The organism is Paraburkholderia denitrificans, assembly GCF_042655705.1.
GTDB lineage: Bacteria > Pseudomonadota > Gammaproteobacteria > Burkholderiales > Burkholderiaceae > Paraburkholderia > Paraburkholderia denitrificans.
Map to the genome: position 1 here is coordinate 334,479 of NZ_JBHSMP010000009.1, position 20,426 is coordinate 354,904.

Here is a 20,426-nt window from a genome sequence, read left to right on the forward strand (position 1 = left end):
AAAGACAACTCGTTTCGCAATGATGCCCGATGGTTCCGACTCATGCGAGTGAGGAGCGACATCGTGATAGCGGGTACGCTTAAAATGGCATATTTGAACAGCGCGGCCCCGATCAGGGTAGCCGTACTTGCACGCATGGAGCCACCCCCCTCGATGCTCAACAATCCCCATCTGCTCGCCGCCGTCGACCTCGGTTCGAACAGCTTTCGTCTGATCGTCGGCCGCGTCGAAGAAACCGAAGCGGGCAGCCAGATCTATCCTGTCGATGCGCTGCGCGAGACGGTCCGTCTCGCTGCCGGCCTGTCGAAGGAGAAAATGCTCGACCGCGCCTCGCAGGTGCGAGGCTGGGACGCGCTCAAGCGTTTCGGCGAACGCCTGCGCGATTTCCATCCCGATCACGTGCGCGCCGTGGCCACCAATACGCTGCGCGTCGCGAAGAATGCCGGCGAATTTCTCGGTGAGGCCGAAGCGGCGCTCGGTTTTCCGATCGAAGTGATCGCGGGCCGCGAAGAAGCGCGTCTCATCTACGCGGGTGCTGCGCATTCGGTGCCGGCGAGCGCGGGCAAGCGGCTCGTCGTCGATATCGGCGGCGGCTCGACGGAATTCATCATCGGCTCGCACTACACGCCGATCCGCATGGAAAGCCTCTATATCGGCTGCGTGAGCCACAGCCGCCAGTTCTTCCCCGCGGGCAACGTCGACGAATACACGATGCGCCAGGCCGAACTTGCGGCGACGCGCGAAATCCAGATCATTTCCTCCGATTACCGTGAAACCGGCTGGGAGCAGGCGATCGGCTCCTCGGGCACGGCGCGCGCGCTCGCGGAACTCGTCGAGGCCAATGGCTTCAACGATCCGGGCATTACGCACGGCATTTCGCGCGGCGGCCTCGAGCGGCTCAAGCGCGCGCTCATCAAGGCGGAGAACGTGAACCGCCTGAAGCTCATTGCGCTCAAGCCCGACCGCATTCCGGTGCTCGCGGGCGGCCTCTCGATCATGATCGCGGTGTTCGACGAACTCGGCATCGACTACGCCGACACCACCGACGCCGCGCTGCGTCTCGGCGTCCTCTACGACCTGCTCGGGCGTTCGCAGCACGAGGATATGCGTACGCTCACCGTCGAGGGTTTTATGCGCCGCTATGGCGTCGACCGCATGCAGGCGGGGCGTATCGGCGAACTGGCTGTGTCGTTCTACGACCAGCTTGGCGAAACCGACGAAGAGCGGCGCGAAGAAAGCCGTATGTTCCTCGGCTGGGCGGCGTCGCTGCACGAGATCGGACTTTCGATTTCACATAGCGCATATCACAAGCATTCGGCCTATATCGCCAGCAACGCCGACATGCCGGGCTTCTCGCGCACCGACCAGGCGCGGCTCGCAGCGCTCGTGCTCGGGCACGTAGGCAAGCTCGGCAAGCTCTCGCAGACGCGCGACGTCGAGTGGACGCTGCTGTTCTGCCTGCGACTTGCGACGCTGCTTAGCCGCCGCCGCGCCGACGTGGGGCTGCCCGTGATTTCGGTCACGCAGGAGCGCAACGGGTTCGAGGTGCGCCTGCCCAAGGCGTGGGTCCAGAATAATCCGCTGACCGACTACAACCTCGTTCAGGAATCGGCCGAGTGGGGCAAGCTCGGCATCCCGTATCGCGTGGTGTATACGGACGACTGAGGGACGATTGAGCGTCATCGCGACGCACGATCAAAAACGCCCGGCTTTGTGCCGGGCGTTTTTGCTGCATGCCTTACCGCGTGTTTTAGCGTCTTTTAGCGGCTGGCGGCGTCGCCGAGGAAGTGGCGCGCGTAGCGCTCGTTGATATCGGAGAGACGGAACAGCGTGAGGAAATCGGCGGTGTTGAAATCGGGATCCCAGGCCGGTGCGCCGCAGATCTTCGCGCCGAGACGCAGATAACCTTTGACGAGCGGCGGCGGCACAGCGGACACGCCGGTGCGCAGTTCGTCGACGGGCAGCGGCGTATGCGGGAACGCGCGATATTCGGGCGCGCTGAGCGCATTCGCGCCGAGCGATGCATAGAGATTCGCAGCGTAGTGGCCGCCGTCGGCCATGGAAACGCTCGCGCAGCCGAGCATCGTTTCGTAGCCGTTATGCTTCATGTACGCGCCGAGCCCGCCCCACAGCGACATGATCACCGAGCCGCTGCGAAAGTCGGGGTGCACGCACGAGCGGCCCACTTCGACCATTTTCGGGCGCAGATGCGCGAGGCGCGAAACGTCGAATTCACTCTCGGCGTAGAGACGGCCGATGCGCACGGCTTCGTGCGGCGGCAGCACGCGATAGGTGCCGACAACCTTCAGGGTGTCGAGATCGCGCACGAGCAGATGGTCGCAGTAGCCGTCGAACACGTCGACGTCGAGACCGGTCGGACCCATGAGGCGCGCGCCCATCTCTTCGGCGAACACCCGGTAGCGCAGGTGCTGGGCTTCGCGCAGTTCTTCGTCGCTGCGCGCCCACGCCACCTGCAGGCGGTGCTGCGCAGTAACCGTTTCTTCGGCGCGCGGCAGACGCCGGTTCGACTCGAACAGTGTCGAGGCGAGCGGCAGAACGGGCGTCGGCAGATCTCGCATAGTGCGTCCTCGTCGGAAGAGTGATGTAACTTTTCCGGCCAATGTAGTAACCCCTGGTTACGGCTACATGGCAATGCGGTGACGATTCGGTGACGTACTGAAAGGCGGGCGTTGGGGCGAAGCGGGGAATGCCGGGCGGCGTTGCCTGAGTTTACGCGTGCGCACGCCCGTCGGAAGCGGGATCAGGCCAGTTCGGGCGTGATGGCGGCGTGCAGGACTGCGTGCTCGTTGCCGTTGCGCTCGCGTGAGGCAATCCATACGAGCGCACCTTTCTTGAGCGCCCAGCTATGCGGATCCTGACCGCCGGAAAGAAGCTGTGCGGCGACTTCGCCGAGCGTAGGCTGGTGGCCGACGACCACGACGGTCGGCGCGAGGCCTTCTGGCCAGCCGACAGCCTTGAGGACGTCGTCGACGCTTGCGTTGGGGGCGAGTTCGCGCACCACGCGGTACTGATCCGTGAGTGCTTCGACGGTCTGGATCGTGCGGGCGGCGGGGCTGGCGAGAATGAGTGCGTCATCGGGCAGGCGTGCGCGCAGCCATTTCGCGACGCTTTGCGACTGCTTGCGGCCACGCGCGGTGAGCTGGCGGGCCAGGTCGCTTGCGGCCACGTCTTCAGCTTCGGCGTGGCGCCAGAGGATGAGATGCATCGGCGGCTCCTTGTTGTGTGTGGTGGTACGCAGCGGCGGACCCGCGGGTCTTCGCATGTTGCATGCCTCGTATGTCCGCAGCAAGGCGAGGTGGCCCGATTTGACGGTTCTGGGTTCTAGCCGATACAATCTTCGATTCGTTGGAGCGAAGCACGGTTTCGCCGCGCATCCGCTTGTGGATCGCTTTTATCGCGTGCTGTCATGGTCCGCTATGGTCCGCTATGGTCCAATAAGGCCATCCCGAAAGCTCCTTCGTTTTTGCGCCCTCGTCGGGGTGTAGCGTAGTCCGGTAACGCGTCCGCTTTGGGAGCGGAAGACCACAGGTTCGAATCCTGTCACCCCGACCATCCCCTCGTTTGTCTGTCTGCGCGGTTTTCACCGTCGCTCGCCCCGCGCCATTGCGTCCGTACAGTTTGCTCCGTTTCTACCGGCGCGCCTTTAGGGATCGTTCCTTTCCGTGATCCACCATATTGCGGCCTTTGCGTAACTACATAAGCGAATATGTAAATATGGGGCGCAATTAGGAAGATGAACCACGCCGACTTCGCAAATCGGAATGCGTCGAGTCGGTGAAGCAAATCACTCGTGAGCTTGATAACCCGGCCAATGGCATTTTCCGCGCATGGAGCATGGGTGGCTACGCTATTGGCGTGTAGCCGGAGCGTGCCTGTCCGGTAGACGGAAGTCCGTGTTTCTCATCGCGGCGGCGCCGATGACGCAAGCGTGCGCGGCGCACGTTATTCCCGTTTCAAATGTTTATTCGGCACGTGATGGAATAAGCTTGCGCGCGCAACAGACGTGCTCGGATTCGTACCGGCCGGGCAGCAGCAATCCTGCCGGTCGCAGCAGAAAAGGGACGGCGCCCTTTACGGGCAGATCGGGAACGACGCCTGTAAGCGCAGTCTGTCTCGGGTGTTATCCGAACAGATCGGGCTGTTTTGGCTCGTTGCTGCTGTCGGAGGCCGACGCCTGCGGTGCAGGGTCGATACGGAAGAAATCTGGATTGACGCCAGCATTGCGCGCGGCACTCAACCAGTGCGGCATCGCGCCTTTTCCGTTCCATTCGTTTCCACGCGCGTCGCGGTAAAGCGGCGGGTGGTCCCGGTCGTACTGGAGCGATTCGGCGAGGGCCTGGGGTGTAATGCCAAACTCGGCCATGCGGCGGCGAATCCACATGATCAATCGTTCGCGGGCCTCGCCGTCGGCGATTTTTCCCTTCATGGATAACGCGGACATTCGTGATGGTGTGCTGATTATAGCGTGATACGGCCAGCTGTCTGGCGTCGGAGCCCGCGCAGATCGTGCGCTTTTCCGAGCCATGGATTGTGACCGCTAAGCGCGAGTATAGCGACGTTCATGCCTGTGTGGGGCACCGTTTTACGGCTGTTGCAAATTCGAGTGGCTGTCCGGGTTTTTTTCGATTGATTCCGATCGCGCAGCGCCCGGCGGCTCACGCTGTGAGCGAGCGTGCGAGGCGCGCGGCGCGCGGCGCAATGCCATCCTGATATGTGCGGCGTGCTTCACGACGTGGTTCGCGATGTAAACAGCAACCTGGTTATCATTTGCTGCCATTTAAAATCGCGAAACTAATGTGCGAATAAACTGCGCCATCCCGGCGGATGGGCAAACGTTTCACAGCGTCCGGGATGGTTCGCGCCAAAGTGCAGGGCATGCCGGAGTTTTGATTGATGAAAGTCATCCGCCGGATGGGTAAAACGTTTGCTCGCGGGTTTGCCCTTGCTTTGGCTTTCATATATTGGAAATTAAATAGATTATGGCGTGAGCGCGAATGCCGGGTGCCGATATTCGCTTTGCTGATTCCATAATCGTTGTGTGGATGTTGCCCGGTCGCGGGTTCTCTGCCTTCTTGCGTGGAACGAAGGTATCTATTGGCGGCAGCCGCTGCTGGCATTGCTGCTGCGCTCGCGACAATTGGCGACGTTTCGTCATGGCATATTTTCCGCAGAATTACGGATAAATCGCGTGCCGATCGGGAAAGCCGTATGCATCCGCCGGTCGAGTTGTGGTGATAAACATGTCGGAAAGATCAGGACGGTTGCACCGGAACGCGTGATAGCGGGTTCGGGCAGCTGAAAAATAAAAATGCGATCTGATTATGGTAGGCAGCACCTGAAGATATTCCTCTTCCATCAAATCAGTTCTGGTTACGGAGTCTCCGATGAAACAGCTTTTTTCGACGGTTAAATCCAGAATCATTCTTGTCATCGCGGTGAGCACGGTGGGTACGCTGATAATCGGCGGATTCGTCGTCAGCGGAATTTCAGCCTTGAGCGATGCGTTACACGGCACCTATAGCAGCATCGTCATTCCGACCGGCTATCTGAGCGCGACCCAGACCGATACGCTCAATTCGCGTCTTGGGCTCTGGCGCATGGTCGCGCAGAAGGACAAGTCGTTCATCCCGGCGATTCGCCATTCCCTGGTACAAATCCAAAAGGACTGGAACGGCTACTACCCGGGCGGCGTAGCGAACAGCGAAGCGCGCGTGCTGGCAGACAAGATCAATGGCCGGATCACACAGTTTCAGACCGCCGTCGAGAAGGAACTGGCGCTTGCCGGGCAGGGCGACTTCGACGGCGCGCTCGCCTGGCAGGTGAGCAGCGTTCTCCCCATCGGCGACAGCGTGACCGCTCTGCTCAAGCAGGACGTGCAGCTCAACGCGGACCTGGCCAGACAGACCGATGTCGACGGAGCGACGAAGGCATCGCGATTGAGGTGGATTTCCGCTGCGCTGCTGCTGGTCGGCGCGTTTTATTCGGTCGGCGCGGCGCTTTATCTGACCCGATCCATTACGCGGCCGTTGCGCAAGACGGTGAGCATCGCCCGCGACATTGCACAAGGCCGGCTCGACACCGAGATCGTCGTGGACGCGACGGGCGAGTTCGGGCAGTTGCTCGAAGCCATGAAGACCATGAGCGAGCGGCTGGCCACCACCATCCGGGAGATTCGCGACAGCAGCGAGTCGGTGACGGCTGCATCCGGGCAGATCGCGGCGGGCAACCAGGACCTCTCGGCGCGCACGGAAGAGCAGGCGGCGTCGCTCGAACAGACGGCCGCGAGCATGACGGAGCTCACCGAAACCGTGAAGCAGAACGCCGACAACGCTCGCCAGGCCAATTCGCTCGCAGCCAACGCGCGCGCGCTGACCAATGCGGGAAGCTCGGCAGTGGGCACGATGGTGGCGACGATGCAGGAGATCAGCGCGGACTCCGCCAAAGTGGGGGAGATCACCGGGATGATCGAGAGCATTGCCTTCCAGACCAATATTCTCGCGCTCAATGCCGCCGTCGAAGCGGCGCGCGCAGGGGAGCAGGGGCGCGGCTTCGCGGTAGTCGCCACGGAAGTGCGTGCGCTGGCGCAACGCGTGTCGGCAGCGGCCAGGGAGATCAAGGCGCTGATCGAAGTGTCCTCCGGCAAGGTGCAGCAAGGCGCCCAGCAGGCGGGCGACGTCGGCTCGACGATGGACAAGGTGATTCAGGCGATTGGCCGCGTGTCCGATATCGTGGAAGAAATCTCGGTGGCTTCCGACGAGCAGAGCAAGGGCATCCAGCAAGCGCATCAGGCGATCAACCTGATCGACGATGTCACACAGCAGAACGCCGCACTGGTGGAAGAGGCCGCGGCTGCAGCCCAGTCGCTGCAGGAGCAGGCGGCGAGGATGGCGTCCGACGTGCTGTTCTTCAGGCTCGGGGTCGAGGCATCGGCACTGGCGCAGCCGGATTTCGAGAATCCGGAGGAGCAGCCGGCCACCGAAGCGTATGCGTAGTCACCGCAGCGTAGGCGTACCCATCACCCACCACCCACCGACTCCCCCCGCCACATTTCCGCTTTCCCAAATTGTTAAAAATACTGTATAAATATACAGGTAACGGCGCGGCGAAATCCGCGCCCGTGGTGATTTCGTCATGCCCCGTTTTTCGCATGGGCAGGGCGATCTATTCCTTTGCAATCGAGCCCTGGCGGCCGAGCCCTTTTGACAGAGCGCACTCATGGCAGCAGCACTCCAGCTTGCGGCGGCCCATCTGCCGCCCCGGTTGCAAAGCCGGATCTGGCAGGGCGATCAGCTCGCGCACGCGAGCGAGCGCACGGTGCCGAGCGGGCACGCTGCGCTCGACGCGTTCCTGCCCGGCGCGGGCTGGCCTGCGGGCAGCCTGACCGAGCTGCTGGTCGAGCAGGGCGGCATCGGCGAAATGCGGCTTGTCGCGCCCGCGCTGCGCTCGCTGACGGCCACGGCCGGCCGCCACGTGCTGCTCGTCGCGCCGCCCTGGCAGCCGTATGCGTGCGCGCTCAAGGCGTGGGGGCTCGCGCTCGATCGCGTGGTCTGGGTGCGCGCGGGCGAGAACGATGCACCCTGGGTCGCCGAGCAGGCGCTGCGTCAGGGCGGCATCGGCGCCGTGCTGCTCTGGCAGGCGCGCGTGCGCGCCGATGCGGTGCGGCGTCTGCAGGTCGCCGCGCAGGATTCGCATGCGCTCGCGTTTCTGATTCGCCCGGTCGCCGCGCGCAGCCAGTCGTCGCCTGCGCCGTTACGCATGGCCTGCATGCCGGTGCCGCCCCCCGCCGATGCCGGTATCAACCGGCGCCAGTGGATGCAGCTCAGCGCCGTGTCCGTCGATATCTTCAAACGCCGCGGGCCGCCGCCCGCCCAGCCACTCATCGTCATGCTGCCGCTGCAGGATGCCGTGCTGCCCCTCGCCGGGCAGGCGTCCGCCGTGCCGCGGCCCGGGATCAATCATGTTGTGGATCGCCGTCACCTTGCCGCTCTTGCCGCTGGAGGCCGTGAGGCCGCCGCTGCTGCTGCCGCCGGACCAGCCGTTTCCGCCTCCATCTGAGGCGCAGCCGCAGGGCGCACGCACCGCGCAGGAGGCTCGCTGCTACGCGCTGGCCGACCACGCACGCGTCCTGATTCCCGATCTCGATGCGTTCGCGCTCGGCGTGCGCGCGGACAACACGCGCGCGCATGCACTCGCGCTCGCGCCGGGGCTCGTGCTGCTCGAATCCGATCCGGCCCGCGAGACCCGTGCGTTCGAGGCGCTCGCGCTCGCGCTGCTCGCCTATACGCCGAAAGTGTCGCTCGCGCAGTCGCATACGCTGTTGCTGGAGGTCGGCTCCGGGCTGCGTCTTTTCGGCGGCGTGCGCGCGCTGCTCGCGAAGGTGGCGGTGACGGTAGCCGATTGCGGGCACACCGCGCGCATTGCCTGCGCGCCCACTGCCTGGGGCGCATGGACGCTCGCCCAGGCGCGTGCCACCCGTGCTTCGGGGACGTCGCATCGCTGGCGCGTGCTCAAGGAGACGACGCTTGCGCGCGTGCTCGACACGCTGCCGGTCACGCTCGCTCCATTCGCCGCGCAGCACGATCACGCGCTCACGCAGATCGGCTGCGCGACCCTCGGCGACCTGCGGCGTCTGCCGCGTGAGGGCATTGCGCGGCGCTTCGGCGACGGCGTGCTGACCTGGCTCGCGCAGGCGCGCGGCGAGGCGCCCGATCCCCGCATCGCGTTCAGCGCACCGCCGTCGTTTCGCGCCGAACTCGAATTGCAGGCGCGGGTGGAAAGCGCCGAGGCGCTGCTCTTCGCCGCGCGCCGGCTCGTGATGCAGCTGGCGGGCTGGCTCGTCGCGCAGCATGCGGCGCTGAGCGCATTCGAGTTGCGGCTCGAACACGAACTGGCTTCGCGGCACGCACCGCGCACGTCGAGTTTGACGCTCGCGTGGGCATCGCCTTCGCGCGACGCCGGGCATCTGTTGTGGCTTCTGCGTGAAAAGCTCAATCAGACCGAACTCGCTGCGCCGGTGATCGGGCTGGCACTCATCGCGTCGGGGGTGAGCGAATACGCCGCGCCCAATGACACGCTGTTCCCGATGCCCGAGACATCGGACGCGCCGCTCGCGCAGCTGTTCGAGCGCATCGGCGCGCGGCTTGGCGAGCAGAACGTGCTGCAGCTGTTCGTCGAGGACGATCACCGGCCCGAGCGTGCGATGGCGGCGCGCGCTTATCGTGCGTCTGGTGCGTCTGGTGCGTCTGGCGCGCCTGCGCGCCGGGCGTCTTCGCGCAAGCCGCGCGGCCGGTCGCAGCCGCAGGGAGCGCAGGAGGTGCAGGGGGCGGCATCGGTGCAGTCCGTGCTCGATCTGCCCGACATGCCGCTGCCGACGCAGCCGCGTCCGGCGTGGCTGCTCGAAAAGCCGCTGAAGCTGGCCGTGCGCGGCGACCGTCCGGTCTACCGGCGGCCGCTGAAGACGCTCACGCGCACCGAGCGCATCGAGACAGGCTGGTGGGACGGCGAGGGCGTCGGACGCGACTACTACGTTGCCGCCGACAACCAGGGCCGCATGTTCTGGCTCTATCGCGAGCGCATCGGCGGGCAGTGGTATCTGCAGGGGCTCTTCGGCTGAGCAGCGATCATGTCGATGTCCGGTTCGGGCGAGGCGCCGCGTGCGCCGCTGCCAACTGATCCCCCGGCTTATCCATCTTCGCAGCCGGGCAGGGCGCCAGCTGCGCCTTTGCCGGAGTATGCGGAGCTGCACTGCCTGACCAACTTCACGTTCCTGCGCGGCGCGTCGCGCCCGGACGAACTGGTCGGCCAGGCGATCCGCCATGGTTACCGCGCGCTCGCCATCACCGACGAATGCTCGCTCGCGGGCGTCGTGCGCGCTTTCAGCGCACTGAACGAGCATGACGAACCGCTCAGAAAGGCGCACGACGAAGCCGCGCGCGAAGCGCACAGGCGCGGCGGCGAAGCGCCGGAGCCGTTCGCGCCGTCGCTGCAGCTCTTGATCGGCAGCGAGCTGAATCTGGTCGAGAAAGACGGCGGCGCGCCGTTCTGCACGCTGGTCGCGCTCGCGATGAACCGCGAGGGCTACGGCAACCTGTGCGAGCTGATCACGCTCGCGCGCTCGCGGGCGGACAAGGGGCACTATCGCGTGCACCCGGATGACTTCACCCATCCCGATGCGGATTTCGCGCACCTGCTGCATCTGCGCGACTGCGTGCTGCTTCTCGTGCCGCAGCGCGCGGCGACGCTTGCACAGACGCTACGCGCCGCGCACTGGCTCTCGGGCTTCGCGGCGGAGCGTGCGTGGCTCGTGCTCGAACTCTGGCAGACCGGCGGCGACGACACGCAGATCGAGGCGCTGCGTTTCGTTTCTCAGGAGACGGGCCTGCCGCTCGTGGCGGCGGGCGGCGTGCTGATGCATGCACGCTCGCGCAAGCCGCTGCAGGACACCTTGAGCGCGATTTGCATCGGTCAGCCGCTTGCGGTGTGCGGCCGCGCGCTCGAACCGAATGCGGAGCGGCATCTGCGCTCGCGCGTGCGGCTCGGCGCGCTGTATCCGCGCGACGCACTCGATGCGACACTCGACGTCGCCCGCCGCTGCACGTTCTCGCTCGCCGAGCTGGCCTACGAGTATCCCGAGGAACTGGTGCCGGCAGGCGAGACGCCGGCTTCGTGGCTGCGCAAGCTGGTCATGCGCGGCGCCGCCGAGCGCTGGCCCGACGGCATGACGGACAAGCGCCACGAGCAGATCGAGAAGGAACTCGATCTCATTGCCGCACTGAAGTACGAGAAGTACTTCCTGACGGTTCACGACATCGTCCGCTACGCGCGCGGCGAGGGCATCCTGTGCCAGGGGCGCGGATCCGCGGCGAATTCGGTGGTCTGCTATTGCCTCATGATCACGGAGATCGACCCCGTGCGCATGAACATGCTCGTCGAGCGCTTCATCTCGCGTGCGCGCAACGAACCGCCCGATATCGACGTCGATTTCGAGCATCAGCGCCGCGAGGAGGTGATCCAGTACATCTACCGCAAGTACGGCAAGCGCCGCGCCGCGCTCGCTGCAACCCTCATCACTTACCGCTCGCGCAGTGCGCTGCGCGACGTGGGCAAGGCGCTCGGGCTCGATACGGCGCTCGTCGAAAAACTTTCGGGTGCGCACCAGTGGTGGGACGGCGCTGATTCGATCGCGCAGCATCTGGAGGAGGCGGGTTTCTCGCCGGATTCGCACGTCACGCAGCAGCTCATTCGCCTCACGCGCGAGTTGCGCGGTTTCCCGCGCCATCTGTCGCAGCACGTGGGCGGCTTCGTGATCGCGAAGGACAAGCTTTCGCGCCTCGTGCCGATCGAGAACGCCGCGATGAAGGACCGCTATGTGATCGAGTGGGACAAGGACGATATCGACGCGCTGCGGCTTCTGAAGGTCGATGTGCTCGCGCTCGGCATGCTCTCGGCGATCCGGCGTTCGCTGGAGCTGGTCGCGTTGCGGCGCGGGCTGCCCGCGTTTCGCGTGCAGGATATTCCCGCCGAAGATCCCGCGGTCTACGAGATGTGCTGCCACGCGGATACGGTCGGCGTGTTCCAGATCGAATCGCGCGCGCAGCAGAGCATGCTGCCGCGGCTTCGTCCGCGCACGTATTACGACCTCGTGATTCAGGTTGCGATCGTGCGGCCCGGGCCGATCCAGGGCGGCATGGTGCATCCGTACCTGAAGCGGCGCCAGGGGCTGGAGACGGTGGAATATGCGAAGGACGAACTGCGCGAGGCGCTGGCGCGCACGTTGGGCGTGCCGATCTTCCAGGAGCAGGTGATGCACCTTGCGATGGTCGCCGCCGACTACACCGGCGAGGAAGCCGACAAGCTGCGCCGCGCGATGGCCGCCTGGCGGCGCGACGGCGACCTGCGCCCGTATCAGGCCGATCTCACGCAGCGGATGTTGAAGAAGGGCTACAAGCAGGAGTTTGCCGAGCGCATCTGCAAGCAGATCGAGGGCTTCGGCGATTACGGCTTTCCGGAGAGCCATGCGGCGAGCTTTGCGTTGCTCGTCTACACGAGCGCGTGGATCAAGCGCTATGAGCCAGCCGCGTTTCTTGCAGGATTGCTGAACAGTTTTCCGCTGGGATTCTATTCGCCGTCGCAACTCGTGCAGGACGCCAGGCGCCATGGCGTGACGGTGTTGTCGCCCGATATCGCGTCGAGCGACTGGGATTGCGTGCTGGAGCGGCGCGACAGACCGGGCGTGCGGATTGATGCCGATGTCGATGCCGATGTCGATGCCGATACTGATACTGATACGGCTCGCGCGCGCCGCGCCGAGGCGGCGGATTACCGGGAGCGGCTGCGCGCCGTGTGGCCGCGCGGCAGGCCGCGGTTCGCGAGCCGCCTTGTGCGCCGCTTTGCACGCAGGCTGCGCGCACGGATCGCGCTGCCGCCGCGTTTTTACGGTCGTGGCGGCCCGGCGGTGCGGCTCGGCTTCCGTCTCATCAAGGGATTTTCGGAGGATGCCGCGCGGCGCGTGATGACGGCGCGCGCGCGTGCGCCGTTCGCCGATGTCGACGATCTCGCACGGCGCGCGGCGCTCACGCGGCGCGAACTGGAGGCGCTCGCGGCGGCGAACGCCCTCGCGAGCCTCGCGGGGCACCGGCGCGAAGCGTGGTGGGCCGTGACCGCGCAGCATGCGGTGCCTGAGCTTCTGCGCGATGCGCGCGTTGCCGAGGCGCCGCTCGCGTTGCCGCGTGCGTCTGAGGGCGCGGAGATCGTCGCCGATTACGCGAGCTTGCGGCTCACGCTGAACCGGCATCCTCTTGAGCTATTGCGGCCCGGCCTCGCGAAGCAGCGCTTTCGCACGGCGGCGCAGCTGGCGCAGTGCCGTCACGGCGCGCTTGCGCGCGTGTGTGGCATCGTCACGGTGCGGCAGCGGCCAGGGACCGCGAACGGGACGATTTTCGTTTCGCTGGAGGACGAGACCGGCTCGGTCAACGTGATCGTGCATGCGGCGCTCGTCGAGACGCAGCGCAAGGAGCTGCTCGGGGCGTCGCTGATGGCGGTGGCGGGCGTCGTGCAGCGCGAGGGCGAAGTGGTGCACCTTGTCGCGCAACGGCTCGAAGATCACAGCCGCCTGCTCGGGCGGCTCGCGACCGAGAGCCGTAATTTTCACTGATCGGTGTGCGTTGTGGCGCGCGCTTCGCTGCCGCGCCGCTCGAAGCCGCCAAGCACCGTGCCGATCGCAACGTCGAACGGGGTGCGTCTGCCGATCCCGAGCGCTTCGAGACGGGTCGAAGCGAGGTGGCAGTCGCGCGGACGCGGCGTCGCATCGGCGGGCGCAGTCTGCGCGGCGAGCCGCGCCTCGACGCCGAGTGCCCGCGCGAGCCGTTCGGCGATCTCATACTTGGTCATCGGCTCGTCGCCGGACCACTGCACGATTCCGCGGACCGCGTTGCCGTCCGCACACCGGGCGAGCAACGCGCGGATCACCACAGCGACATCGGGCGTAAATGTGGGGTAGCGCGTCGCCCATGCGTCCATGGCGACCGCAGGCGCGCCCGCCCGCGCCGACGCCAGCACGGCGGGCACGAGGATCGTCACCGCAGACTCGCTCCACTCGACGACCGGCCCGTAAAGCAGCGGCAGGCGCAGCACGAGCGCGTTGTCCGTCGCATCGAGCAGCGCGCGCTCGCCATCGAGCTTGCTGCGGCCATACGCGTTAAGCGGATTCGGTGGATCGTCGTCGCGGTAGGGCGGCGTTGTGCCGTCGAACACGTAATCGGTCGAAATCGACAGCACCCATGCGCCGCGTTGCCGCGCCGCCTGCGCCATGCTGCGCACGGCGTCGACGTTCAGCGCGCGCGCGGCGGCAGGATCGTGCTCGCAGACGTCGGGGCGGCGCTCGGCGGCGGCGATGACGATGGCGTCGGGCGCCTCACGCGTGACGAACGCCTCGACGGCTTGCCGGTCGCGCACGTCGAGCGCGATCTGCGCCGGGATTGCGTGACGGAACGCGGTCTGGACGACCTGCCAGTCAGTTTCGGCCGCGAGTTCGCGAACCACTGCGCGCCCAAGCAGCCCCGAGGCGCCGATTACGGCAACTTTGAACATCGTGGGCGCGTCAGGCGTCCGACGCGCCGCCGACGGTGCCCTTGACCGCTTTGACCGTGTAACCGGCTTCGTCGATCGCGGCCTTCAGCACGTCGGCGCTCTGGCTCGATTCGACGCTCACGCGGCCGGTGGCCAGATCGATCTCGACCTTCGCGGCGGCATCGTGTTCCTGGATCGCGCGGGTGACGGCGCCCACGCAGTGCTGGCAAGTCATGCCTTCGACATTGAACTGGATCATCGCTTCTTCCTTTTGCTGGGGGAGGGCTCAACTACTGAACGGTACTGAGCCGATATGGGGCCGCCGGCAGATTATGCCAGCCGGCAGCGGCTTGAATGCTGGACCTTCCCACAATAGGAAGGTGTACGATCGATGCATTGAACGCATGCAGGAGTGCAGCATGAACATCGGCGAAGCGGCGCGCGAATCGGGCGTCACGGCGAAAATGATCCGCTACTACGAAAGTGTCGGCCTGCTTGCGCCCAAAGGCCGCACGGCGTCCGGCTACCGCGTCTACGGCATGGAGGAAGTGCATGTGCTGCGCTTCGTGCGCCAGGCGCGGCGCCTGGGCTTCCTGGTAGACGACATCCGCCTCCTGCTTGCGCTGTGGCACGACCGCTTGCGCGCGAGTGCAGAGGTCAAGGCAATCGCGCTCGCGCATGTGGCCGACCTGAACCAGCGCATCGCCGAGCTGACCCAGATGCGCGACACGCTCACTCATCTGGCGGCCCATTGTAATGGCGACGATCGGCCGGATTGCCCAATTCTTGAACAGCTCGCCGAATCGCAGCTCGCGACGCCTGCGCAGGTTTGACCGCTCACCAGATTCGGGTGCAATCCGCGTCGGCAAATTGTCGCAACCTTGTGCAACCGGTGCGTCAATTTGGTGCATTTTTATGCACCTTGGCTTTGTTGCTGATCGGCATCGTCAAAAAATATACATAAAATCAACATGTTACTGATCGCCCTAATTTTTGGCTCGCTGGCTGGCGTTGCACTGCATTCGGGCGACGGGCTAGCAAAATTCCAAAACATGACTATAATGCGGGTATTCCCTAGCTAGGGTAATCCCTGATGAACGATGCACCGGGGACCCACACATCCTTGGAGAACAACATCATGTTTGCTTACATTCTTGAAGCCCTGAGTAACTGGTTTGAAGTCGCAGAACGTCGTCGCCGCGAAGAGTGGCTCGCCTCGTCGTCGGATATCGTGCAACTCGAGCAGCGTATCCGCTCGCTGGAAACGGACGGCTACACGTCGTAAGCCGCACCAGGTGGTACTGTCCCAGGCCCCGCATTGCGGGGCTTTGTCATTTCTGGCGCATCTCGTTCCCGCGATGACCACCCCGGTCAGCACATGCAGTCTGAACCTTGACACCGCGGTAAGGTAAAGTCTTTTTTGAGTTTGGCCGACATAGCTGATGAAACCGCATATTTCGGGGGAGTCCATGGAGACAGGCCGCATAGATCGCATAGACCGCAAGCCTTTGACCGTCTGGCTGCCCGCCGCCGCGATAGCGGGCGTGCTGGCGCTGGCGCATGCCGCCGCTTATGCGGACGGCCAGCCATTGATACTCGACACGCAGCGGGGAATCATCGACGGCCAGAAGGGGATGGTGCTGCAGAACGCGCCGCTTTCGCACGAACCGATGGTTGCGGCGCATCAGCCGGCTGCGCCGGCCGGGCTTGCGCCGGACTCGTCGACGCCCTATGTCGTTGCGCCGTACATCGCGGTGCCGGGTCGCGGAATGCGGCCCAGACCGCCGCACCCCAGACCTCAGCGCCCCAAACCGTTGCCGACGCCACAGGCGGCGCCAGCGCAATAAGCCGCGCGGGTATTAGTCACCGCGCGTCACCGCGAGCGCCGGTTTCAGCGCTGGTATCAATCACCGCGCGATTCGATCTTGAACTGCGCGGCCTGATCCTGGCCGAGCGTCTTCACGAGCCAGGGCAGCGTTTCTTTCATCGCCGCCACCAGCGTATAGGGCGGGTTCAGGATGAACATGCCGCTGCCGTACAGGCCATAGCCGTCCGCTGGCGGCTCGCTTACGGTGAGCGTGACGTGCAGCCAGTTCTTCTCCTGCAGGCGCTTGAGCTGCTCGGGAAAGCGCTGCGATTCGGGGCGCGTGACCTGCGGATACCAGATCGCATACGTACCGGTCGCGAAGCGCTTGAGACTTTCCTCGGCGCACGTGAGCGTGCGCGCATAGTCGCGCTTGTCCTCGAACGAAGGGTCGATCAGCACGAGCGCGCGGCGCGGCGGCGGCGGCAGCAGCGCCTTGATGCCCTCGAAGCCATCGCCGTCGTAAAGCATCACGCGACGGCCCGCATCGCGAAAACGGTGGCGCAGCACTTCGATTTCCGTGCTGTGCAGCTCGAAGAGCCGCATGCGGTCCTGCTCGCGCATCAGCCGCCAGGCCAGATACGGCGAGCCCGGATAGAAGCGCAGCTCGCCATCGGGATTGAGCGCCGCGACTTCCTCCACATATTCGGCGAGCACGGCCGGCAGATCGGTACGTCCCCAGAGCTTCGCGATACCCGTTTCGAACTCGGCGGTCTTCGTGGCGTAGCCCTCGCGCAGCGCGTACGCGCCTGCGCCCGCGTGGGTGTCGATGTACCAGTACGCCTTGTCCTTTTTGTCGAGATAGCGCAGCAGTTGCACGACAACGGCGTGTTTCAGCACGTCGGCATGGTTGCCTGCATGGAACGCGTGGCGGTAGCTCAGCATGATGGGTGGGCGGAAGGTCGGACTAAAAGAGAGGAGCGCAACGCTTCACGTAGCGCGCGCCGCTTGTTAGGGCAGCCGGGGCAGCCAGGGCAGCGCGTGACGGAATTGTTTCTGCAAGGCCGCGTATTGTACGCGACACCCGGTACGCGACACCCGGCACGCGACCCATGGTACGCGACGTACGCAAGTACACGGCCCGACCGCATGCGCCGCTCCCGATGCGCGCGCGGCGCTTTTCACTCGTAAGCGTCGCCGACGATCGCCTCGATCTGCTGCTTGATTTCCGGCGTAATTTTCGCGGCGACGTCGCGTGCCAGCATGTTCTCCTTGATCTGCGCGACATGTGACGCGCCGGTTATCACCGTGCTCACGTGCGGATTCTTCAGAATCCACGCGATGGCGAGCTGGCCGACCGTGCAGCCCAACTGCGCGGCGAGCCCGGCGAGCTGGGTGACGATGGCGTTCTTGTCCGCGTTGGTGAGCGCCGGGCGCAGCCAGTCGTAGCCCTCCAGCTGCGCGCGGCTGTCCGCGGGCACGCCGTCACGGTATTTGCCCGTGAGCAGACCCGAGGCAAGCGGGCTCCAGGTCGTGAGCCCGAGGCCGATGTCTTCATAGAGGCGCCGATATTCGTCCTCCACGCGGCGGCGGTGGAACAGGTTGTACTGCGGCTGTTCCATGACCGGCTTGTGCAGATGATGCCGCTCGGCAATTTCCCACGCCGCGCGGATTTCGTCGGCGCTCCATTCCGACGTGCCCCAGTACAGCGCCTTGCCGCGCGCGATCATGTCGCTCATCGCCCAGACGGTTTCCTCGACGGGCGTGTTCGGATCGGACCGATGGCAGAACACCAGATCGACGTAGTCGAGCTGAAGCCGCTTGAGCGAGCCGTCGATGGCGTTGTGCAGGTACTTGCGGTTGAGCGTGTGGTGCTGGTTCGGCCCTTCGCTCAAGCCCCAGAAGAACTTTGTCGACACGACATAGCTCACGCGCGGCCACGCGAGTTCCTTGAGCGCCTCACCCATGATTTCTTCGGACTTGCCGTGTGCGTAGCCTTCGGCATTGTCGAAGAAGTTGACGCCTGCATCGCGTGCAGCGGCGAGCGATTCGCGCGCGAGGCTGCGGTCGACCTGGTTGCCGTACGTGACCCACGAGCCGATGGACAGTTCGCTCACTTGCAGGCCAGAACGGCCCAGTCGCCGATAATTCATGAACATCTCCTGTAAAAGAAGCACGATATTAACGCCTGCCCGCGGCACGGAGGCGCGCTGCGCGGTGGCGTGCAGGATGCGGATGCCTTCATGCACAATAGCGCGGTTGGCTGCGGCGCATAACGCCGCCGGAAGGCATAGGCCGTCTGGCCGGTTTGACAGCGTTAGCGTGCCGAGGTCTGATCTCGTCTACTACCTGGAGGTACTCGATGTCGTCTCTTTCACTCAACACCAAGCTCGACGGCAAGGTCGCTGTCGTTACCGGCGCGGCCAGCGGTATCGGCAAGCAGATCGCGCTCACGCTCGCACAAGCGGGCGCCGCGGTCGCCATTGCCGACCTCAACCAGAGCGGCGCGGACGCCGTTGCCGAAGAGATCAAGGCGGCGGGCGGCAAGGCGATCGGCGTCGCCATGGACGTCACGAGCGAGGATGCGGTGAATCAGGGCATCGACCGTGTCGCCGCCGAGTTCGGTTCGGTGGACATTCTCATTTCGAACGCGGGCATCCAGATCGTGAATCCGATCGAAAACTACGCGTATGCCGACTGGAAGAAGATGCAGGCCATCCACGTGGACGGCGCGTTCCTCACCACCAAGGCGGCGCTCAAGCACATGTACAAGGACGATCGCGGCGGCGTCGTGATCTACATGGGCTCGGTGCACTCGCACGAGGCGTCGCCGCTCAAGTCGGCGTACGTCGCCGCCAAGCATGCGCTGCTCGGCCTGGCACGCGTGCTCGCCAAGGAAGGCGCGAAGCACAACGTGCGCTCGCACGTGGTGTGCCCTGGCTTCGTGCGCACGCCGCTCGTCGACAAACAGATTCCCGAGCAGGCAAAAGAACTCGGTATTTCCGAAGAGGAAGTCGTCAAGCGCGTGATGCTGGGCGGCACGGTGGATGGCGTGTTCACGACCGTCGAGGACGTCGCGCAGACCGTACTGTTCCTCAGCGCATTCCCGAGCGCTGCATTCACCGGCCAGTCGTTCGTCGTCAGCCACGGCTGGTTCATGCAATAACAGGGAGGGCGCGGCCATGGCGCAACCTAAAAAGCAGGCTCCGCAGAGCGCCGTCGCGGACGAGACCGGCGTGCACACCGGCGCCGCGCCGCGGCCGCGTTCGCACTACTGCGGCGGCGAGTCCGCGCAGTGGGAAACCGTCGCGCTCACGCTGCAGGGCGGCGGTGCGCTCGGCGCGTATCAGGCTGGCGTCTATGAGGGCCTCTCCGAGGCCGGCATCGCGCCGAACTGGATCGCCGGTATCTCGATCGGCGCGCTCAATACGGCGATCATCGCGGGCAATCCGCCGGAGCTTCGCGTCGCGCGGTTGCGCGAGTTCTGGGAGACGATCTGCCGGCCCGCCTATAGCGTGCAGTTGCCTGCATTCGTGGAACACGCGCTCTTCAATTCGGGCGACGCGATCCGCAAGACGTTCACGGCCATGCAGGCGGCGAGCGCGCTCGTCGAAGGGCAAAAGGGCTTCTTCGTGCCGCGTTTCCCGCCGCCCATGCCGCACGCGTCGGGCCATCCGGAGCGGGCGAGCTATTACGACACGCGCCCGCTCAAGGACACGCTCGAGCGGTTGTGCGACTTCGACCGCATCAATTCGAAAGAGACGCGTGTCTCGGTGGGCGCGGTCAACGTGCGCAATGGCAACTTCGTCTACTTCGACAACACCACGATGAAGCTGCGACCCGAGCATTTCATCGCGTCGGGTGCGCTGCCGCCGGGCTTCCCGGCCGTGGAGATCGACGGCGAGTACTACTGGGACGGCGGCCTCGTGTCGAACACGCCGCTCTACGAGGTGATCCAGACCACGCCGCGCCGCGATACGCTCGCCTTCCAGGTCGATTTATGGAGCGCGCGCGGCCCGGTGCCCGATAGCATCACCGATGTCCAGGGGCGCATGAAGGACATCCAGTTTTCGAGCCGCACGCGTCTCGTGACCGACATGCTCCAGCGCTCGCAGCGCTTTCGCCATGTGCTGCGCGAAGTGCTCGACCGTGTGGCGACCGAACATCGGCAGGATCCATGGGTCGAGCTGGCGGAGGAGCTGTCGTGCTCGAAGAAGTACAACGTGGTCCATCTGATCTACCGGCAAAAGGAGTACGAGGGCAACTTCAAGGACTATCAGTTCGGCACTTCGACCATGCGCGAACATTGGCATAGCGGCTTGCAGGACATTCGTGCGTCGCTTGCGCAGCCAGGGTGGCTCGACAAGCCCGATAACGACGCCGGGTTCGTCACGCACGACATTCATCGCGATGGCAGGGCACATCCGCAGCCGGGAGAGGGCGAAGGCGCCGCCTAGGGACATTCGGGCTGGCTCGCCGTATCGCCCTGTATCGCCGCATATCGTTACGTAGCGCCGCTTCGCAAGCCAGACTT

The 20,426-nt window shown here is 65.0% G+C and carries 18 protein-coding genes and 1 tRNA gene; 11 read left to right on the forward strand and 8 right to left on the reverse strand.

The genetic code is table 11. The features are described 5' to 3' along the window. Positions 1–63 precede the first annotated feature (63 nt). The gene (gene ppx / locus ACFPTO_RS07465; protein ID WP_465262953.1) at positions 64–1,665 is read left to right on the forward strand and encodes an exopolyphosphatase; all 1,602 of its coding nucleotides are present in this window, start codon (positions 64–66) and stop codon (positions 1,663–1,665) included. A gap of 95 nt (positions 1,666–1,760) precedes the next feature. Here ppx and ACFPTO_RS07470 read toward each other — a convergent pair whose 3' ends face one another. Further along, positions 1,761–2,579 (reverse strand): GNAT family N-acetyltransferase, encoded by an 819-nt coding sequence (locus tag ACFPTO_RS07470; RefSeq protein WP_377710504.1) that lies wholly within the window; start codon positions 2,577–2,579, stop codon positions 1,761–1,763. Positions 2,580–2,761: 182 nt separating this feature from the next. After that, the gene (sixA, locus tag ACFPTO_RS07475; protein ID WP_377710505.1) at positions 2,762–3,226 is read right to left on the reverse strand and encodes a phosphohistidine phosphatase SixA; all 465 of its coding nucleotides are present in this window, start codon (positions 3,224–3,226) and stop codon (positions 2,762–2,764) included. A 270-nt stretch (positions 3,227–3,496) separates the two neighbouring features. Here sixA and ACFPTO_RS07480 point away from each other — a divergent pair. Continuing rightward, positions 3,497–3,573: transfer RNA gene (locus ACFPTO_RS07480), tRNA-Pro, on the forward strand. 568 nt (positions 3,574–4,141) lie between these two features. On the opposite strand, the gene ACFPTO_RS07485 is transcribed toward ACFPTO_RS07480, so the two are convergent. Together ACFPTO_RS07485 and ACFPTO_RS07490 are read right to left on the reverse strand one after the other, a co-directional pair. Further along, positions 4,142–4,447: an H-NS family nucleoid-associated regulatory protein gene (locus tag ACFPTO_RS07485; RefSeq protein ID WP_367146987.1), complete on the reverse strand. Its 306-nt coding sequence runs from the start codon at positions 4,445–4,447 to the stop codon at positions 4,142–4,144. A gap of 337 nt (positions 4,448–4,784) precedes the next feature. Then, a complete protein-coding gene (locus ACFPTO_RS07490) occupies positions 4,785–5,138 on the reverse strand; it encodes a hypothetical protein (RefSeq protein WP_377710507.1) in 354 nt (117 codons plus the stop codon). Positions 5,139–5,405: 267 nt separating this feature from the next. Here ACFPTO_RS07490 and ACFPTO_RS07495 point away from each other — a divergent pair, with 267 nt between their 5' ends. The 4 genes from ACFPTO_RS07495 to ACFPTO_RS07510 all read left to right on the forward strand — a co-directional run bounded on the left by ACFPTO_RS07495 (position 5,406) and on the right by ACFPTO_RS07510 (position 13,174). Beyond that, a complete protein-coding gene (locus ACFPTO_RS07495; protein WP_377710508.1) occupies positions 5,406–7,013 on the forward strand; it encodes a methyl-accepting chemotaxis protein in 1,608 nt (535 codons plus the stop codon). 223 nt (positions 7,014–7,236) lie between these two features. After that, the gene (gene imuA, locus ACFPTO_RS07500; RefSeq protein ID WP_377710509.1) at positions 7,237–8,076 is read left to right on the forward strand and encodes a translesion DNA synthesis-associated protein ImuA; all 840 of its coding nucleotides are present in this window, start codon (positions 7,237–7,239) and stop codon (positions 8,074–8,076) included. Next, on the forward strand, positions 7,979–9,634 hold the full coding sequence (locus tag ACFPTO_RS07505) for a Y-family DNA polymerase (protein ID WP_377710510.1): 1,656 nt from the start codon (positions 7,979–7,981) through the stop codon (positions 9,632–9,634). The genes imuA and ACFPTO_RS07505 overlap by 98 nt, the downstream gene beginning before the upstream one ends. Positions 9,635–9,649: 15 nt before the next feature. Next, a complete protein-coding gene (locus ACFPTO_RS07510; RefSeq protein WP_377710568.1) occupies positions 9,650–13,174 on the forward strand; it encodes an error-prone DNA polymerase in 3,525 nt (1,174 codons plus the stop codon). Here the strand turns inward: ACFPTO_RS07510 and ACFPTO_RS07515 are convergent. Both ACFPTO_RS07515 and ACFPTO_RS07520 read right to left on the reverse strand, forming a co-directional pair. Continuing rightward, the gene (locus ACFPTO_RS07515) at positions 13,168–14,109 is read right to left on the reverse strand and encodes a dTDP-4-dehydrorhamnose reductase family protein (protein WP_377710512.1); all 942 of its coding nucleotides are present in this window, start codon (positions 14,107–14,109) and stop codon (positions 13,168–13,170) included. The genes ACFPTO_RS07510 and ACFPTO_RS07515 overlap by 7 nt on opposite strands. Positions 14,110–14,119: 10 nt before the next feature. Beyond that, positions 14,120–14,347: a heavy-metal-associated domain-containing protein gene (locus tag ACFPTO_RS07520; RefSeq protein WP_377710513.1), complete on the reverse strand. Its 228-nt coding sequence runs from the start codon at positions 14,345–14,347 to the stop codon at positions 14,120–14,122. A 160-nt stretch (positions 14,348–14,507) separates the two neighbouring features. On the opposite strand from ACFPTO_RS07520, the gene cueR reads away from it, so the two are divergent. The 3 genes from cueR (at position 14,508) to ACFPTO_RS07535 (ending at position 15,935) form a co-directional block, all read left to right on the forward strand. Then, positions 14,508–14,921, forward strand: a complete 414-nt coding sequence (gene cueR, locus ACFPTO_RS07525; protein ID WP_377710514.1) for a Cu(I)-responsive transcriptional regulator — start codon at positions 14,508–14,510, stop codon at positions 14,919–14,921. A 305-nt stretch (positions 14,922–15,226) separates the two neighbouring features. Beyond that, complete coding sequence (locus tag ACFPTO_RS07530; protein WP_377710515.1) at positions 15,227–15,373, forward strand: DUF3563 family protein; 147 nt, start codon at positions 15,227–15,229, stop codon at positions 15,371–15,373. 157 nt (positions 15,374–15,530) lie between these two features. Beyond that, positions 15,531–15,935 carry a hypothetical protein gene (locus ACFPTO_RS07535; protein WP_377710516.1) on the forward strand — a complete coding sequence of 135 codons (405 nt, stop codon included), beginning with the start codon at positions 15,531–15,533 and terminating at the stop codon, positions 15,933–15,935. 56 nt (positions 15,936–15,991) lie between these two features. On the opposite strand, the gene ACFPTO_RS07540 is transcribed toward ACFPTO_RS07535, so the two are convergent. Further along, on the reverse strand, positions 15,992–16,837 hold the full coding sequence (locus ACFPTO_RS07540) for a 23S rRNA (adenine(2030)-N(6))-methyltransferase RlmJ (protein WP_377710518.1): 846 nt from the start codon (positions 16,835–16,837) through the stop codon (positions 15,992–15,994). 236 nt (positions 16,838–17,073) lie between these two features. After that, positions 17,074–18,045, reverse strand: a complete 972-nt coding sequence (locus tag ACFPTO_RS07545) for a potassium channel beta subunit family protein (protein WP_377710519.1) — start codon at positions 18,043–18,045, stop codon at positions 17,074–17,076. A 209-nt stretch (positions 18,046–18,254) separates the two neighbouring features. On the opposite strand from ACFPTO_RS07545, the gene ACFPTO_RS07550 reads away from it, so the two are divergent. Both ACFPTO_RS07550 and ACFPTO_RS07555 read left to right on the forward strand, forming a co-directional pair. Beyond that, on the forward strand, positions 18,255–19,058 hold the full coding sequence (locus ACFPTO_RS07550) for a 3-hydroxybutyrate dehydrogenase (protein WP_293034041.1): 804 nt from the start codon (positions 18,255–18,257) through the stop codon (positions 19,056–19,058). A gap of 16 nt (positions 19,059–19,074) precedes the next feature. Then, entirely contained in the window at positions 19,075–20,349 is a 1,275-nt protein-coding gene (locus ACFPTO_RS07555) for a DUF3734 domain-containing protein (RefSeq protein WP_377710520.1), read from the forward strand. Positions 20,350–20,426: the final 77 nt, after the last annotated feature.